General features: G+C 74.1%; 13 protein-coding genes. 8 read left to right on the top strand and 5 right to left on the bottom strand.

Going from position 1 to position 14,327, the window contains the following annotated elements:
• Positions 1-10 precede the first annotated feature (10 nt).
• Entirely contained in the window at positions 11-925 is a 915-nt protein-coding gene (locus AB0J74_RS06905; protein ID WP_363445525.1) for a hypothetical protein, read from the bottom strand.
• Between the two features lie 154 nt (positions 926-1,079).
• On the opposite strand from AB0J74_RS06905, the gene AB0J74_RS06900 reads away from it, so the two are divergent.
• Both AB0J74_RS06900 and cydB read left to right on the top strand, forming a co-directional pair.
• Complete coding sequence (locus AB0J74_RS06900; RefSeq protein ID WP_363445523.1) at positions 1,080-2,489, top strand: cytochrome ubiquinol oxidase subunit I; 1,410 nt, start codon at positions 1,080-1,082, stop codon at positions 2,487-2,489.
• Between the two features lie 13 nt (positions 2,490-2,502).
• Complete coding sequence (cydB, locus tag AB0J74_RS06895; protein ID WP_363445521.1) at positions 2,503-3,492, top strand: cytochrome d ubiquinol oxidase subunit II; 990 nt, start codon at positions 2,503-2,505, stop codon at positions 3,490-3,492.
• Here the strand turns inward: cydB and AB0J74_RS06890 are convergent.
• Together AB0J74_RS06890 and AB0J74_RS06885 are read right to left on the bottom strand one after the other, a co-directional pair.
• Positions 3,482-4,243, bottom strand: a complete 762-nt coding sequence (locus AB0J74_RS06890; protein WP_363445519.1) for an SDR family oxidoreductase — start codon at positions 4,241-4,243, stop codon at positions 3,482-3,484. The genes cydB and AB0J74_RS06890 overlap by 11 nt on opposite strands.
• Before the next feature lie 13 nt (positions 4,244-4,256).
• The gene (locus AB0J74_RS06885) at positions 4,257-4,535 is read right to left on the bottom strand and encodes an acylphosphatase (protein ID WP_363445517.1); all 279 of its coding nucleotides are present in this window, start codon (positions 4,533-4,535) and stop codon (positions 4,257-4,259) included.
• A gap of 38 nt (positions 4,536-4,573) precedes the next feature.
• Between AB0J74_RS06885 and AB0J74_RS06880 the strand changes: the two genes are divergently transcribed.
• The 3 genes from AB0J74_RS06880 to AB0J74_RS06870 all read left to right on the top strand — a co-directional run bounded on the left by AB0J74_RS06880 (position 4,574) and on the right by AB0J74_RS06870 (position 8,611).
• Entirely contained in the window at positions 4,574-5,161 is a 588-nt protein-coding gene (locus tag AB0J74_RS06880; RefSeq protein ID WP_363445515.1) for a class I SAM-dependent methyltransferase, read from the top strand.
• The gene (locus AB0J74_RS06875; protein ID WP_363445514.1) at positions 5,158-6,465 is read left to right on the top strand and encodes an MFS transporter; all 1,308 of its coding nucleotides are present in this window, start codon (positions 5,158-5,160) and stop codon (positions 6,463-6,465) included. Before AB0J74_RS06880 ends, AB0J74_RS06875 begins: the two co-directional genes overlap by 4 nt.
• A 79-nt stretch (positions 6,466-6,544) precedes the next feature.
• A complete protein-coding gene (locus AB0J74_RS06870; RefSeq protein ID WP_363445512.1) occupies positions 6,545-8,611 on the top strand; it encodes an alpha-galactosidase in 2,067 nt (688 codons plus the stop codon).
• On the opposite strand, the gene AB0J74_RS06865 is transcribed toward AB0J74_RS06870, so the two are convergent.
• Entirely contained in the window at positions 8,601-9,245 is a 645-nt protein-coding gene (locus AB0J74_RS06865) for a response regulator transcription factor (RefSeq protein ID WP_363445510.1), read from the bottom strand. The genes AB0J74_RS06870 and AB0J74_RS06865 overlap by 11 nt on opposite strands.
• Positions 9,233-10,471 (bottom strand): sensor domain-containing protein, encoded by a 1,239-nt coding sequence (locus AB0J74_RS06860; protein ID WP_363445508.1) that lies wholly within the window; start codon positions 10,469-10,471, stop codon positions 9,233-9,235. The genes AB0J74_RS06865 and AB0J74_RS06860 overlap by 13 nt, the downstream gene beginning before the upstream one ends.
• 109 nt (positions 10,472-10,580) lie before the next feature.
• Between AB0J74_RS06860 and AB0J74_RS06855 the strand changes: the two genes are divergently transcribed.
• The 3 genes from AB0J74_RS06855 to AB0J74_RS06845 are packed head-to-tail and all read left to right on the top strand — an operon-like array spanning position 10,581 to position 14,080.
• Entirely contained in the window at positions 10,581-11,351 is a 771-nt protein-coding gene (locus tag AB0J74_RS06855) for an ABC transporter ATP-binding protein (RefSeq protein WP_363445506.1), read from the top strand.
• Positions 11,351-13,726 (top strand): FtsX-like permease family protein, encoded by a 2,376-nt coding sequence (locus tag AB0J74_RS06850; RefSeq protein ID WP_363445504.1) that lies wholly within the window; start codon positions 11,351-11,353, stop codon positions 13,724-13,726. Before AB0J74_RS06855 ends, AB0J74_RS06850 begins: the two co-directional genes overlap by 1 nt.
• Positions 13,727-13,783: 57 nt before the next feature.
• The gene (locus AB0J74_RS06845) at positions 13,784-14,080 is read left to right on the top strand and encodes a hypothetical protein (protein ID WP_363445502.1); all 297 of its coding nucleotides are present in this window, start codon (positions 13,784-13,786) and stop codon (positions 14,078-14,080) included.
• Positions 14,081-14,327 lie beyond the last annotated feature (247 nt).

Genomic DNA, 14,327 nt, shown 5'->3' with positions numbered 1-14,327 from the left:
GTGATTCATCCTATGTCAGAGTCGCGGGCAGGTTCTCCAACCGGCCGAGACCGCGCTGCCTGACCCGGCGGGTGCCGGCCTCCCAGCCTGCGAAATCGGCGCGGATCCCGAACAGCCCGGCCAGGATCGCCTCCAGGTCGGCCGGGCCGGGGCGCTCCGCACCGGCGAGCAGGTCCGCCGCCAGATCGGTGCGACCCAAGCGGCACAGGGGGTACGCGACGGCGCCGCGCGACTCCTCGCCGAGGTGCCGGACGGCGAACTCGACCAGTTCGGTGCGCTGGCGCAGGTCGAGGAACTCGGGCATCTCGCCGGCGACCGCGACGAACGCGCCGGCCCAGTCATCGGGTGTATCGCCCGCCCGGCGCGACGGCGCGTGCCAACGGCCGCCGCCCGCATATCGGCCGAGCACGTCGCGGGCCCGGTCGGCGGCGGCGAGTTCGACCGCCGCGGCGCCGTCGGCCTCGCCCAGCCGGCGCAGCAGCGCGGCCAGGGCCCGGGCCCGGCCGACCCGCGCGGCGTCGACCGCGACCGGTGCGCTGCCGGCCGGGATCGCGGCCAGCGCCCGCAGGTGGTCGAGCACGGTGGCGCCGCCGGCCTTCTCGGCCAGCAGGTCGAGATCGCCGGTTACCACCAGGTAGGACTCGACCGCACGGAACGAACCGGCGGCGCTGGCCAGCGCGGCGAGCAGGCGGGCCCGGGTGCGCACCGGGTCGAGCAGCGCGGCGGCGCGCGGGCCGGCATCGCCGCGGACCGCCTGCCAGGCGGCCAGGTAATAGCTCCGGGCGAGCGGGTCCGGCGCCTCGACGAGCGCCGGCAGGTGCCCGGAGAAGGTGTCGTTGCCCGGCGTGAAAGCGGCCAGCCAGCGGTCGCGCGGACCGTCCCACTGGCCGGCGACGAGATCGATCGACGGAACGCCATCCGGCACGAGGCGACGATAGTAATCGATACATCCGATGTCAACGGCCATCGGGCCGGTGGCCCGTGGGGTTTATCCGCTGGCGCGGAGTGATACATCCGACAACTGCGCCGTCTACGACGCCCCGTAGTATTACTACTGGCCGTAGTAAATGGGGGTTCGCATGGACGCGCTCGACGTCGCCCGGTGGCAGTTCGGTGTCACCACCGTCTACCACTTCCTCTTCGTGCCGCTGACCATCGGGCTCGGCCCGCTGGTGGCGACGTTCCAGACGCTCTGGCATCGCACCGGCAACCCGCGTTACCTGCGGCTGACCCACTTCTACGGGAAGCTGTTCCTGATCAACTTCGCGATGGGCGTGGTCACCGGCATCGTGCAGGAGTTCCAGTTCGGCATGAACTGGAGCGACTACTCGCGCTACGTCGGCGACGTCTTCGGCGCGCCGCTGGCGATGGAGGCGCTGCTCGCGTTCTTCCTGGAGTCGACGTTCCTCGGCCTGTGGATCTTCGGCTGGAAGAAGTTGCCGAGGCGGATCCACCTGGCCACCATCTGGACCGCCGCGCTCGGCAGCGTGCTGTCGATGTTCTTCATCCTGGCCGCGAACTCGTGGATGCAGAACCCGGTCGGCTACCGGATGAACCCCGACACCGGGCGGCCCGAACTCACCGACATCTGGGCCGTGCTGACCAACAAGGTCGCGCTGATCACCTTCCCGCACACGCTCGCCGCCGCATTCATGGTGGCCGGCGCGCTGCTGGTCGCGGTCTCCATCTGGCATGTCGCCCGCCGGCCCGGCCAGGACACCGCCGAGCACCGGTTCGCGCTGCGGTTCGGCGCCTGGGTCACCCTCGTCGCGACCGCGGCGATCGTGTTCACCGGCGACATCCAGGGCAAGATCATGACCGAGGTGCAGCCGATGAAGATGGCGGCGGCGGAGGCGCTCTACCGCACCGAGGCGCCGGCGTCGTTCTCCGCGTTCACCATCGGCACCCTCGACGGCAGCCGCGAGGTCTTCGCCATCAAGCTGCCCTACCTGCTCTCGTTCCTGGCCACCGGCAACCCGACCGCCTCGGTGCAGGGCATCGACGACCTGCAGACGCAATACGCGGCGCAGTACGGCCCGGGCAACTACGCGCCGATCGTGCCGGTCACCTACTGGAGCTTCCGGGTGATGGTCGGCCTCGGCATCGCGGCCGGCGCCATCGCGCTGCTGGTGCTCTGGTCACAGCGGCGCGGACGGACGCCCAGCAACCGCTGGCTGGTCCGCGCCGGCCTGGTGCTGCCGCTGCTGCCGCTCGGGGCGAGCACCGCCGGCTGGCTGTTCACCGAGATGGGCCGGCAGCCCTGGATCGTCTTCGGCGAGTTGCTCACCCGCAACGGGGTTTCCCGCAGCGTCTCGCTGACCGAGGTGCTCACCTCGTTCCTGGCCTTCACGCTGATCTACGCGCTGCTCGCGGTGATCGAAGGCCGGCTGCTGTTCCGCTACGCGCGGGCCGGACTGCCGCCGGACGAGCCCGAACCCGACGAGTCCGCCGGCGACGAAGACGTGCCCGCCCTCGCCGGCGCCTACTAGACGGGAGACCACAGTGGACCTGACCACCTTCTGGTTCGGCGCGATCGCCTTCCTGTTCGTCGGCTACTTCGTGCTGGAGGGTTTCGACTTCGGGGTCGGCGTGCTGATGCGCACGTTCGGCCGCGACGACGCGGAGCGGCGCCTGCTGCTGGGCACCATCGGCCCGGTCTGGGACGGCAACGAGGTCTGGCTGATCACCGGGGCCGGCGCCATGTTCGCGGCTTTCCCGCACTGGTACGCCACCGTCTTCTCCGGTTTCTACCTGCCGATGCTGCTGATCCTGCTGGCGCTGATCGTGCGCGGCGTGGCCATCGAGTTCCGCGGCAAGCGCGCCGACCGGGCCTGGCGGGGCCGATGGGACCTGGCCATCCTGGTCGGCTCGGTGCTGCCGGCGTTGCTCTGGGGCCTGGTCTTCGCCAACATCGTGCGCGGGGTGCCGCTGGCCGCCGACCACGACTACGCCGGCGGCCTGGTCGACCTGCTCAACCCGTTCGCCCTGCTCGGCGCGGCCGCCTTCGGCGCGGTCTTCGTGCTGCACGGCGCCGTGTTCGTGGCGCTCAAGACGACCGGCGAGGTGCGCGACCGGGCCAACGCGCTCGCGGCGCGGTTCGGTCCGGTGGCCGTCGCGCTGCTGCTCGGCTTCCTGGCCTGGATGCTCGGCGACGTGCGGCGGGACCCGGTGGCCGTGGCGCTCGGCATCGGCGCGGCCGTCGCCGCCGTCGCCGCGCTGGTCGCCAACCGGCGGCGCCGGGAAGGGTGGGCCTTCGCCGGCACCGCAGCCGCGATCGGGCTCACCGTGATCGCGCTGTTCACCGCGCTCTACCCCGCTGTGCTGCCGTCGACCACCGACCCGGCCGGCACGCTGACGGTCGCCAACGCCGCTGCCAGCCCGTACCCGTTGAAGGTCATGACCGTGGTGGCCGGGGTGTTCCTCCCGCTGGTGCTGCTCTACCAGGGCTGGACCTACTGGGTGTTCCGGCGGCGGTTGAGCGTCACACGATAGTGCCGCCGCCATCGACCACGATCGTGGCGCCGGTGATGTAGCCGGCGCCACGAGAGGCGAGGAAGACGACCGTGGCGGCGAACTCCATCGGGTCGCCGGCGCGGCCGGCGGGCACCTGGGCGATCCGCTGCTCGTAGTAGCCGTCGGGGTACTGGTCGGTCATCTCCGACGGGAAGAAGCCGGGCGCGATCGCGTTGACCCGGATCCCCTTGCGCCCGGTCCACTGGGCGGCCAGGTCGCGGGTCAGGCCGAGCAGGCCGGCCTTGGCGCTGGAGTAGGCGGCCTGCGGCATGCCGGCCGAGACCAGACCGAGCACGCTGGAGATGTTGATGATCGAGCCACCGTCGGTCATGTGTTTCGCGGCCGCCTGGGCCATCCAGTAGGCGCCCATCAGGTTGATGTCGAGCACCGCGCGGTATTCCTCGGGCGTCTCCCGGGAGGCCGGCACGGCCGTGCCGATGCCGGCGTTGTTGACCAGGATGTCGAGCCGGCCGAAGCGGTCGACCGCGGCGGCGGCCAGCGCGCGGCAGGCACCGGGATCGGACACGTCGGTGGGCACCGCGTGCGCCTTGCCGCCGGCCTGCTCCACCAGGGCGACCGTCTGGGCCAGCCGGTCGGCGCGGCGGCCGGCCGCGACCACCTCCGCGCCCGCCTCGGCGAGCCCGACCGCGGTGGCCAGGCCCAGGCCACTCGAGGCGCCGGTGACGATGGCGACCTTCCCGTCGAGCCGGAACTGGTCGAGCACACCCATGTCGATCCCTTCGTCAGCGGGGCGTCGGCAGCACGGTGAACGTGTCGTCGCCTTCCGGCGGCTCGTCGGTCACCGAGGTGTCGTAGACCACCGCGTCGGGCGGCCCTTCGCGAGTCCATTTCACCATGCGCTCGACGGCGCCCGGCGGCCCCTCGAAGGCCGCTTCGACGGTGCCGTCGGCGAGGTTGCGGACCCAGCCGGTGACGCCGGTCGCCATCGCCTCGCGCCGGCAGGTGTCGCGGAAGAAGACGCCCTGCACCCGACCGGACACGACCACCCGACGTCTGATCATTGTCTTATTGTCGGACCCGCGGGATAGCTTTAGCGGCGATGGACGCCGATTCGTGGGACCGCAGATATGCCGAGGCCGGCCTGGTCTGGAGCGCCGACCCCAACCAGTTCGTCGCCGCCGAGTTGGCCGACCTGCCACCGGGCACGGCCGTCGACCTGGCGGCGGGTGAGGGCCGCAACGCGCTCTGGCTGGCCAGCCTGGGCTGGCGGGTGACCGCGGTCGACTTCTCCGCCGTCGCGCTCGACAAGGGCCGGGCGATCGCCGAGGCGCGCGGGCTCGGCGTCGAGTGGGTGCACGCCGACCTCGCCGACTACCGGCCGCCCGCGGCCGACCTGGTGCTGATCGCCTACCTCCACGTGCCGCCGGCGCTGTGGGAGCCGGTGCTGGCCCGGGCGGCGGCCGCGGTCGCGCCGGGCGGCACGCTGCTGCTGGTCGGCCACGACCAGACCAACCTCACCGAGGGCACCGGCGGCCCGCAAGACCTCGATCGGCTCTGGTCGGTCGACGGCATCGTCGCGGCGCTCGGCGGCCTGCGAGTGGGCCGGGCCGAGCGGGTCCGCCGCCCGGTGGCCGGCCAGCGCGACGCGATCGACACGCTGGTCCGCGCGGAGCGGCCGCCGGCATGACCGCGACACCGGCCTCGATCAAGCGGATCTACTACGTCCTCACCGTCGGCAACACGCTCGCCGCGTCACTGATCTGGGGCATCAACACGATCTTCCTGCTCGACGCGGGGCTCAACAACCTGGAGGCGTTCGCCGCCAACGCGTTCTTCACCGCCGGCATGGTGCTCTTCGAGGTGCCCACCGGCATCGTCGCCGACCTGCGCGGGCGGCGGGCCTCGTTCCTGCTCGGCACGCTCACGCTGGCCGTCACCACCGCGCTCTACGTGCTGCTCTGGCACCTGGAGGCGCCGTTCTGGCAGTGGGCGGTCGTCTCCGCGCTGCTCGGGCTCGGCTTCACCTTCTTCTCCGGCGCCACCGAGGCCTGGCTGGTCGACGCGCTGACCGCGACCGGCTTCGACGGCCAACTCGACGCGGTCTTCGGCCGGGCCCAGGTGTTCTCCGGCGCGGCGATGCTGGCCGGCTCGGCCGGCGGCGGCTACCTGGCCCAGCTGACCAACCTCGGCGTGCCGTTCGTGGTGCGGGCCGGGGTGCTGGCGGTGATGTTCGCGGTCGCCGCACTCGTGATGCGCGACATCGGCTTCACCCCCGACCGGGCCGGCCGTCCGCTCACCGAGATCCGCCGCATCGTCACCGACTCGGTCGACTACGGCCTGCGCGTCCCGACCGTCCGCTACCTGATGCTCGCGGCCCCGTTCGTCGGCGGCGTAGGGGTCTACATCTTCTACGCGCTGCAGCCCTACCTGCTCGACCTCTACGGCGACCCGCACGCCTACGGCGTCGCCGGCCTGGTCGCCGCGATCCTGGCCGGCTCGCAGATCGCCGGCGGATTCCTGACCACCCGGGTCCGGTCGCTGTTCCGGCGCCGCACCTCGGCCCTGATCGCGGCCGGGGTGATCAGCGTCGCCGTGATCCTGCTGATGGGCCTGGTCGCCAACTTCTGGCTGGTGCTGGCGCTGATCGTGGTCTGGGGCCTGCTCAGCGCGGCGACGATGCCGATCCGACAGGCGTTCCTCAACGGCCTGATCCCGTCGCGCCAGCGGGCCACGATCCTCTCGTTCGACTCGCTGATGAGCTCGACCGGCGGCGTGGTCGCCCAGCCCGTCCTGGGCCGGGTCGCCGACGTCTGGAGCTACCCCGCGTCCTACGCCGTCAGCGGCGTCATCTCCGCCTTCGCCCTGCCGTTCCTGGCCCTGGCCCGCGCCCAAGGCACCCCGACCGACACCGCGGTCACCACCACCGACGCGCCTTCGCCGATCCCGCCCGAGGCCGACCAGGCCGCCGCCAAGGCCACCGCCACGCCATAGGCCGTGCCGAGCCGGTCGTCCCGAGCCGAGCCGGGAACACGACCTACAAAGACCCGCGACCGCACCGTACGCTGTTCCGATGACCGAGCCCGTCGTGCTGGCCGCCGCGGGCGCGGCCGTGATCCTCGATGTCTCCGGCCCCGGGCTGCCCCGCGTCGTGCACTGGGGCGCCGATCCCGGGCCGCTCGACGCCGCCGACCTCATCGCGCTCGTGACGGCCGCGGGCGGCGATCTCGCCTCCGCCGTCGACGGGCCGATCCAGCCGGTGGGCAGCGTGCCGTTGCTGCCGACCCAATGGGACGGCTGGGCCGGCCGACCGGGAGTCACCGGCGACCGGGCCGGGCGCTGGCCCCACCTGCGGCTCGCGCGGACCGGCGCGGTGCGGGTGACCGACCGCGAGGTCGTCGCCGAGGCGGTCGACGAGACGGCCGGCGTGCGGCTGCGCGCCGAGATCCGGCTCGACCCGCACGGCGTGCTCCAGGTGCGGCACACACTGACCAACACCGGCGCCGGCGAGTACGCCGTCGCCGCGCTGCGGACGCTGTTGCCGCTGCCAGACCGGGCCACCGAGGTGCTCGACTTCGCCGGGCGCTGGGGCCTGGAGCGGCAACCGCAGCGCCGGCCACTCGGCCACGGCACCCACGCCCGGGAGAGCCGCCGCGGCCGCACCGGGCACGACGCGACACCGCTGCTCATCGCCGGCACCGACGGGTTCGGCTTCGACGCCGGCGAGGTCTGGGCCGTCCACATCGGATGGAGCGGCGGGCACGAGGAATACGCGGAGCGGGTCGCCGGCGCCACTGCTGTGTTGGGCGGTGGCGAGTTGCTCGACCCCGGTGAGGTGCGGCTCGCGCCCAGCGAGAGCTACACGACGCCCGTCGGCTACTTCGCCTGGTCCGACCGCGGGCTCGACGACCTGAGCGCCCGGTTGCACCGGATGGTCCGCGACCGCCCGAGCCACCCGCGCAGCCCGCGCCCGCTGACCCTCAACGTCTGGGAAGCCGTCTACTTCGACCACGACCTCGACCGGCTCACCGCGCTCGCCGACCTGGCCGCCCGCGTCGGCGTGGAGCGGTTCGTGCTCGACGACGGCTGGTTCCCGGGCCGCCGCGACGACACCGCCGGGCTCGGCGACTGGGTCGTCGACCCGGCGGTCTGGCCGCGGGGACTGCACCCGCTGGTCGACCATGTGCACGCCCGCGGCATGCGGTTCGGCCTCTGGTTCGAGCCGGAGATGGTCAACCCCGACTCCGACCTGGCCCGCGCCCACCCGGAGTGGATGCTGGCCAGCCCGGGCCGGTTGCCCCGGCCCTGGCGGCACCAGCAGGTGCTCGACGTGGGCCGGCCGGAGGTCGCCGACCACCTGTTCGCGCGGATCGACGCGCTCGTCACCGAATACCGCCTCGACTATCTGAAGTGGGACCACAACCGCGACCTGCTGGAGGCGGCCCACGACGGTGCGGCCGGCGTGCACCGGCAGACCGCGGCGGTCTACCGGCTGCTCGACCGGCTCCGCGAGGCTCACCCCGGCCTGGAGATCGAGTCGTGCGCGTCCGGCGGCGGCCGGATCGACCTCGGCATCCTGGCCCGCACCGACCGGGTGTGGACATCCGACTCCAACGACGCCCTCGACCGGCAGCAGATCCAGCGCTGGACCGGGCTGTTGCTGCCGCCCGAGCTGATGGGCAGCCACGTCGGCCCGAGCCCGGCGCACACCACCGGCCGCAGCGCCGGTCTGGCCTTCCGGTGCGCGACCGCGCTGGTCGGTCACGCCGGCATCGAGTGGGATATCAGCACCTGCACCGACGGCGAACTCGACCTGCTCACCGAGTGGGCCGCGCTCTACAAGCGACTCCGCGGCACGCTGCACAACGGGCGGCCCGTGCACGGCGACGTCTACGGCGTGGTCGGCGAGGAAGCCGCGGTCTTCGTCTACGCGCAGCTCGACAACCCGGCCGACCTCCAGCCCCGCCGGATCAGGCTGCCCGGCCTCGTCGCCGACCGCCGCTACGAGGTGAGCCGCTGCTGGGGAGCCGAGGCCGCGGGCGTCACCACCACCGGCCGCGCCCTCCGGACGGTCGGCCTCCAGGTGCCGGCGTTGCGCCCGGAAAACGCCGTCGTCTTCGAAGTGCGGGCTATCCCCTGAGGTAGGCCAGCACGGCCAGCACCCGGCGGTGGTCGTCGGCGGCCGGCGGCAGGTCGAGCTTGAGCAGGATGCTGGCGATGTGCTTGGCCACCGCCGCCTCGGAGACGACCAGGGCCCGCGCGATAGCCGCGTTCGAGCGGCCCTCGGCGATCAGCCCGAGCACCTCCCGCTCCCGCGGCGTCAGCCGGGTCAGCGGGTCACGCCGCCGGCCCAGCAGCTGGGCGACCACCTCCGGGTCGACCGCCGCGCCGCCGGCCGCGACCCGCACCAGCGCGTCCATGAACTCCTCGACCCGGCCCACCCGGTGCTTGAGCAGATAGCCGACGCCACGGCCGCCGCCGCTGTCGAGCAGTTCGGCGGCGTACGTCGGCTGGACGTATTGGCTGAGGACCAGCACCGGCAGCCCCGGGTGGCCGGCCCGCAGCGCGACCGCCGCCCGCAACCCCTCGTCGGTGAAGCCGGGCGGCATCCGCACGTCGGTCAGCACCACGTCGGGCCGGTCGTGGGCGACGGCCGCGGTCAGCGCCGCGGCATCGCCGACCGCGGCGGTGACCTGATGGCCGAACCGCTCGACGATGCCGACCAGTCCCTCGCGGAGCAGCACCGCGTCTTCGGCGACGACTATCCGGAGCATGGCAGCTCCGCCCGGACCAGGGTCGGCCCGCCCGGCGGGCTGGAGAGCAGCAGCCGCCCGCCGGCTGCGGCGACCCGGTCGGCCAGCCCGGCCAGGCCCGTACCGCCGGCCAGGTCGGCACCGCCCACCCCGTCGTCGCGCACCTCAATCAGCAGGGTGTCGACGTGCAACCGGGCGTGCACCGTCGCGGCGGTCGCGCCGCTGTGCCGGGCCACGTTGGTCAGCGCCTCGCTGACCACGAAGTGCGCGGTCACCTCGACCGGTGCCGGCAGCCGGCGGGGCAGCTCGACGTCGACGGCGACCGGCACCGGCGACCGGTCGGCCAGGTCGGTCACCGACGCCGGCAGGCCACGATCGGTCAACACCTGCGGGTGTACGCCCCGGATCAGCTCCCGCAACTCGGCATGCGCCCGCTCGGCCTCGTCCTGGGCGGCCATGAGGTGCTTGGCCGCCATCGAGTCGTCGGGCACTTCCAGCCGGGCGAGCCCGATCGCCATGCTCAGCGCGACCAGCCGCTGCTGCGCACCGTCGTGCAGGTCACGCTCGATCCGGCGGCGCTCGACGTCGAACGCGTCGACCAGCCGGGCCCGGGAGCGGGCGACCTCGACCAGTTGCGCGCCGAGTTCGGCGTCGCGGGGCGCGAGGATGGCCCGGGCCAATGCCGCCCGGGCCGCCGCCCAGACGGTCACCGGGTAGGCGGCGAACGGCAGCAGCGCGAGCCCGGCGAAGACGAAGAGGAACCCCGGGACGATCTCGCTCTGCTCCTGGAAGAGCGGGGTGGCCATCAGCGAGACCGGAATGCCGAGCACGAGGCCGAGCATCAGCGCGTCGATCCACCACAGCGCGCCCAGCGAGACCACGGTGTAGCCCAGCTCGCGCCAGGTGGCGGGCTCCCGCAGCCGGGTGCGCACCCAGGCCACCCGGCCCTTGCGCTCCGGGCGGCGGTGCGGGTCGGGCAGCGGGTCCGGGTCGATCAGCCGCAGCCGCCACCGCTCGAACCGGCCGACCGCGACGCCGGAGAGCGCCACGGCCAGGAACGCGGCCAGGCCGACCACCGCGAGGGCGAGCAGCGCACCGGCCAGCAGCAGGCCGATCAGCACGCCGGCGGTCACCGCGCCGAGCAGCACGCCGGAGATCAGGTAGGCGATCGACCGCCACGGCCAGGACGACGCGAGGAAGCCCAGTGGGCGTTCGCTCACGGCCTGGAAGGCGGTCCGCGCGGTCACCAGCCGACCGTACCCGGCGGTGCGGCGGCCGACGGTAGTCCCAGGTATACCCCCGGTTGTCGCCTTCGCGCCCATGTGCCGGGGGCCGGCCACCGGTTGGCTGACAGGCATGACGATCACGACTGGTGTGCATCAGGCCGAGGCGGTCACGCTGCGGTCTGTCCGGCGCACGTACGGCACCGGCGACGCGGCGGTGACCGCCCTCGACGGGGTGTCCGTCGGCTTCCGCGGCGGCAGTTTCACGGCGGTGATGGGCCCCTCCGGCTCGGGCAAGTCGACTCTGCTGCACTGCGCCGCCGGCCTGGACCGCCCCACCCACGGCACGGTCTCGGTGGGCGGCACCGACCTCGCCGGGCTCTCCGAACACCGGCTGACCACCCTGCGGCGGGAGCTGATCGGCTTCGTCTTCCAGGAGTTCAACCTGGTCTCGGCGCTCACCGCGGCGCAGAACGTGGCGTTGCCGCTGCGGCTGGCCGGCCGCCGCCCGGCACCGGCCGACGTCGCCGCGGCGCTGGCGTCGGTCGGGCTGGCCGACCGGGGCGGGCACCGGCCGAGCGAGCTGTCCGGTGGGCAGCAGCAGCGCGTCGCGATCGCCCGCGCGCTGGTCACCCGGCCGGCGGTGGTGTTCGCCGACGAGCCGACCGGCGCGCTCGACCTGCGCTCGTCGCACCAGGTGCTCGGTTTGCTCCGGGGCGCCGTGCATGAGCACGGCCAGACGGTCGTCATGGTCACCCACGACCCGCTCGCCGCCGCGTACGCCGACCGCGTCCTGTTCCTCGCCGACGGCCACCTGGTCGACGAGCTGACCGGTCCCGGGCGGGCCGGCGACACCGGATTCGCCGCCGACGTGGCGGCCCGCATGGCCCGGCTGGAGGCGTGATGCTCGCGTGGTCGACCGTCCGCGACCGGTGGACGGGTTTCGTCGGCTCGTTCGTGGCTCTGACGCTCGGCGTCGGGGTGCTGACCGCCTCCCTGGTGGTGTTCGTCTCCGCCCGGCCCCAGGTGCCCGACCGGCTGGCCGGCGCGGCGGTGGTCGTGCAGGCGCCGGCCGGCGCCGAAGACGCCGACTCCTACGTCGAGTACGTGCCCTGGCCGTCGGCGCGCGCCGAGGAGTTGGCCGGCGCGCTGCGGGGCGTGCCGGGGGTGGCCGACGCGGTGCCGGACCGCTCGTTCTACGCCCAACTCGTGCAGGCCGGCCGGCCGGTCGGCGACCCGCCGGCCGGTGACCCGATCGGGCACGGCTGGTCGACGGCTGCGCTGGCGCCCTACCGGCTGGTGGCCGGCACGGCACCGGCCGCGACCGGCGAGGTGGTGCTGGACGCGGGCTACGGCATCGCGCCCGGCTCGACCGCGACAGTGCTGACCGCGACCGGGCCGCGGGAGCGGCGGGTGACCGGCACGGTGAACGGCCCCGGCATCTACGTGGCCGACGCGGACGCGGCGACGCTGGCGCCCGGCGTACAGGCGATCGGCCTGGTCCTCGCGCCCGGTGCTTCTCCGGACGCGGTCGCAGCGGCGGCGCGGGCGCGGATCGGTGGCGCCGGCACCGTGCTGGCCGGGCACGCGCGCACCGCGCTGGAGCCCGAGGCGGTCAGCCGCACACGCTGGCTGGGCACCCAGCTGATCACCGTGATGGTGCTGCTCGCGGCGTTCGCCACCGTCTTCGTGATGGCGTCGACGGCGGCCCTCAACGCCTACCAGCGGCGGCGCGAGTTGGCGCTGCTGCGGGCGATCGGCGCGACGCCCGGGCAGACCCGGCGGCTGCTGCTCGGCGAGGCGCTCGTGGTCGGGGTGGTCTCGGCCGCGACCGGTGCGCTGCTCGGCGTGCTCGCCGCACCCTGGTTAGGTGACCTGCTGGTGCGGGCCGACCTCGAACCGGCCGGTTTCGCGCCGAGCCCGTCGCTGCTCTCGGTCGGGCCGGCGGTGCTGACCGGCGTCGCGGTCGCGGTCGTGGGTGCCTGGGCGGCGGCTCGTCGGGCGGCCAGGATCCGGCCCATGCAGGCACTGCGCGAAGCCGCCGTCGACCGGCGCGCGATGACGCTGTCGAGGTGGGTCTTCGGCGGCCTGTTCGGGGTGGCCGGGCTGGCGCTGGCGGTGCTCACCCCGGCGGTCGACGACGGCTCGGCGCTGACCACGGCCATCTTTTCGGCGTTGACGCTGATCGTGGGCATCACGCTGTGGGCTCCGGTGCTGATCCCGCCGGCCCTGCGGGCGTTGACGCGGCCGCTGCGCCGCTCGGCGACGGGCGAGGTGGTGCGGGAGAGCGCCGGCGCGGCGGTGCGCCGGACCGCCGCGACCGCCGGGCCCATCGTGCTGACCGTGGGCTTCGCGATGCTGATCCTCGGCATGGTCAAGACGATGTCGCCGGCGTTCGGCGGGGAGGACGCCCGCGCGCTCGGCGTCGACACGGTGGTCACCGCCGAGGGCACACCCGGCCTCTCCGACGCCACCGTGGCGGCGATCCCCGGCGAGGTCCTGTCCGGACTGTCCACATCGGTCTTCGTGGACGGGAAGCTGCCGGTGGACGCGCTCGGGGTGGTGCCCGGCGCGGTGCCGGTGCGCGGCGACGCCTCGGCCCTGACCGCCGGCACGGTGGTGGTGGCCGATCCGCGCTGGCGGGCGGGCGAGACGCTGCGCCTGACCTTCGCCGACGGCGTCGTGGTGCCGCTGAAGGTCGCGGCGTCGGTCGAGCCGGGCACGCTGACCACGCCGATACTGCTGCCCCGCGACCTGGTGCGGGCGCACGACCCGTCGGCGCTGACGCTGACCGCGTACGTGCGCGGCGCGCCGCCGGCGGCCGTGGCCGCCTTGGGCGCGCTGGCCCAGGACCCGCTGGCCTACTCGTCGGACGACGACGAGGACCAGCTGGTGTGGCTGTTCGTGCTGGTGATGGTCGGGATGTCGGTGGGCTATACGAGCATCGCGGTGGCCAACACGCTGGTGATGGCCACCGGTGACCGCCGCCGCGACTTCCGGGTCCTGCGCCTGTCCGGGGCGACCAACCGGCAGATCCTGCGGATGGTCGGCGCGGAGACCGGGCTGGTGGTGCTCTTCGGCACCGTGGTCGGCGGGCTGGTCGCGCTGCCCGCCCTGCTCGGCATCCGGGCCGCGCTGGCCGGCCAGACCGGCGTCGACGTGCGCCTCGTGGTGCCCTGGCCGGCGGTCGGCGCGGTGGTCGTGGTGTGCGCCGCGCTGGCGCTCGCTGCGGCCCTGCTGGCCACCCGCCGCACACTTCACCAGGCGCAACCGCGATGATGTCTGAAGGTGACGGCGGTCTCGTGGGGCAGGGCGTCGTCCCCGCCGGAGGTGCGCATGCAGCCGTCGATCGGCCGATGCGTGCTGACGCTCGGCCCGACCATCCGGCGCGGCGAGATCATCGGTCTCTGCGAGCGGCTGGCCGCGCTGCCCTGCCGGACCCGGGTCGTGGTCTGCGTGCGGGCCGTCGCCTGCCCCGACATGCTGACCGTCGAGGCACTGGCCCGGCTCTGCCTGACCGCCCGCCGGCACGGCTGCGAGGTCAGCGTCGAGGGTGCCGACGAGCGCCTGGTCGCCCTGCTCACCCTGACCGGGCTGAGCGCCGTCGTCCCGCTCGACGACCCGGGCGGCTGAACCAACTGGGCGGCCGACTCGTGCGCGGGGCGGCTCGCACCGGGGTGCCCAGCGGCGGGTGACAAGGCCGCCATCGCGCGACGGGCCGGACGCGCGACAGGCCGCCACGCCGCCATCGCGCGACGGGCCGCCACGCCGCCATCGCGCGACGGGCCGCCACGCCGCCATCGCGCGACGGGCCGCCACGCCGCCATCGCGCGACGGGCCGCCACGCCGCGATCGCGCGACGGGCCGGGGACGCCGGCTG

The organism is Asanoa sp. NPDC049573 (genome assembly GCF_040676615.1).
GTDB lineage: Bacteria > Actinomycetota > Actinomycetes > Mycobacteriales > Micromonosporaceae > Asanoa.
This window is presented reverse-complemented; position numbering and strand designations above follow the sequence as displayed.

Coding starts and splice junctions, on each gene's coding strand:
- AB0J74_RS06900 (WP_363445523.1), top strand. CDS start 1,080: ATGGACGCGCTCGACGTCGCCCGGTGGCAGTTCGGTGTCACCACCGTC.
- AB0J74_RS06890 (WP_363445519.1), bottom strand. CDS start 4,243: ATGGGTGTGCTCGACCAGTTCCGGCTCGACGGGAAGGTCGCCATCGTC.
- AB0J74_RS06885 (WP_363445517.1), bottom strand. CDS start 4,535: ATGATCAGACGTCGGGTGGTCGTGTCCGGTCGGGTGCAGGGCGTCTTC.
- AB0J74_RS06880 (WP_363445515.1), top strand. CDS start 4,574: ATGGACGCCGATTCGTGGGACCGCAGATATGCCGAGGCCGGCCTGGTC.
- AB0J74_RS06875 (WP_363445514.1), top strand. CDS start 5,158: ATGACCGCGACACCGGCCTCGATCAAGCGGATCTACTACGTCCTCACC.
- AB0J74_RS06870 (WP_363445512.1), top strand. CDS start 6,545: ATGACCGAGCCCGTCGTGCTGGCCGCCGCGGGCGCGGCCGTGATCCTC.
- AB0J74_RS06865 (WP_363445510.1), bottom strand. CDS start 9,245: ATGCTCCGGATAGTCGTCGCCGAAGACGCGGTGCTGCTCCGCGAGGGA.
- AB0J74_RS06855 (WP_363445506.1), top strand. CDS start 10,581: ATGACGATCACGACTGGTGTGCATCAGGCCGAGGCGGTCACGCTGCGG.
- AB0J74_RS06850 (WP_363445504.1), top strand. CDS start 11,351: ATGCTCGCGTGGTCGACCGTCCGCGACCGGTGGACGGGTTTCGTCGGC.
- AB0J74_RS06845 (WP_363445502.1), top strand. CDS start 13,784: ATGCAGCCGTCGATCGGCCGATGCGTGCTGACGCTCGGCCCGACCATC.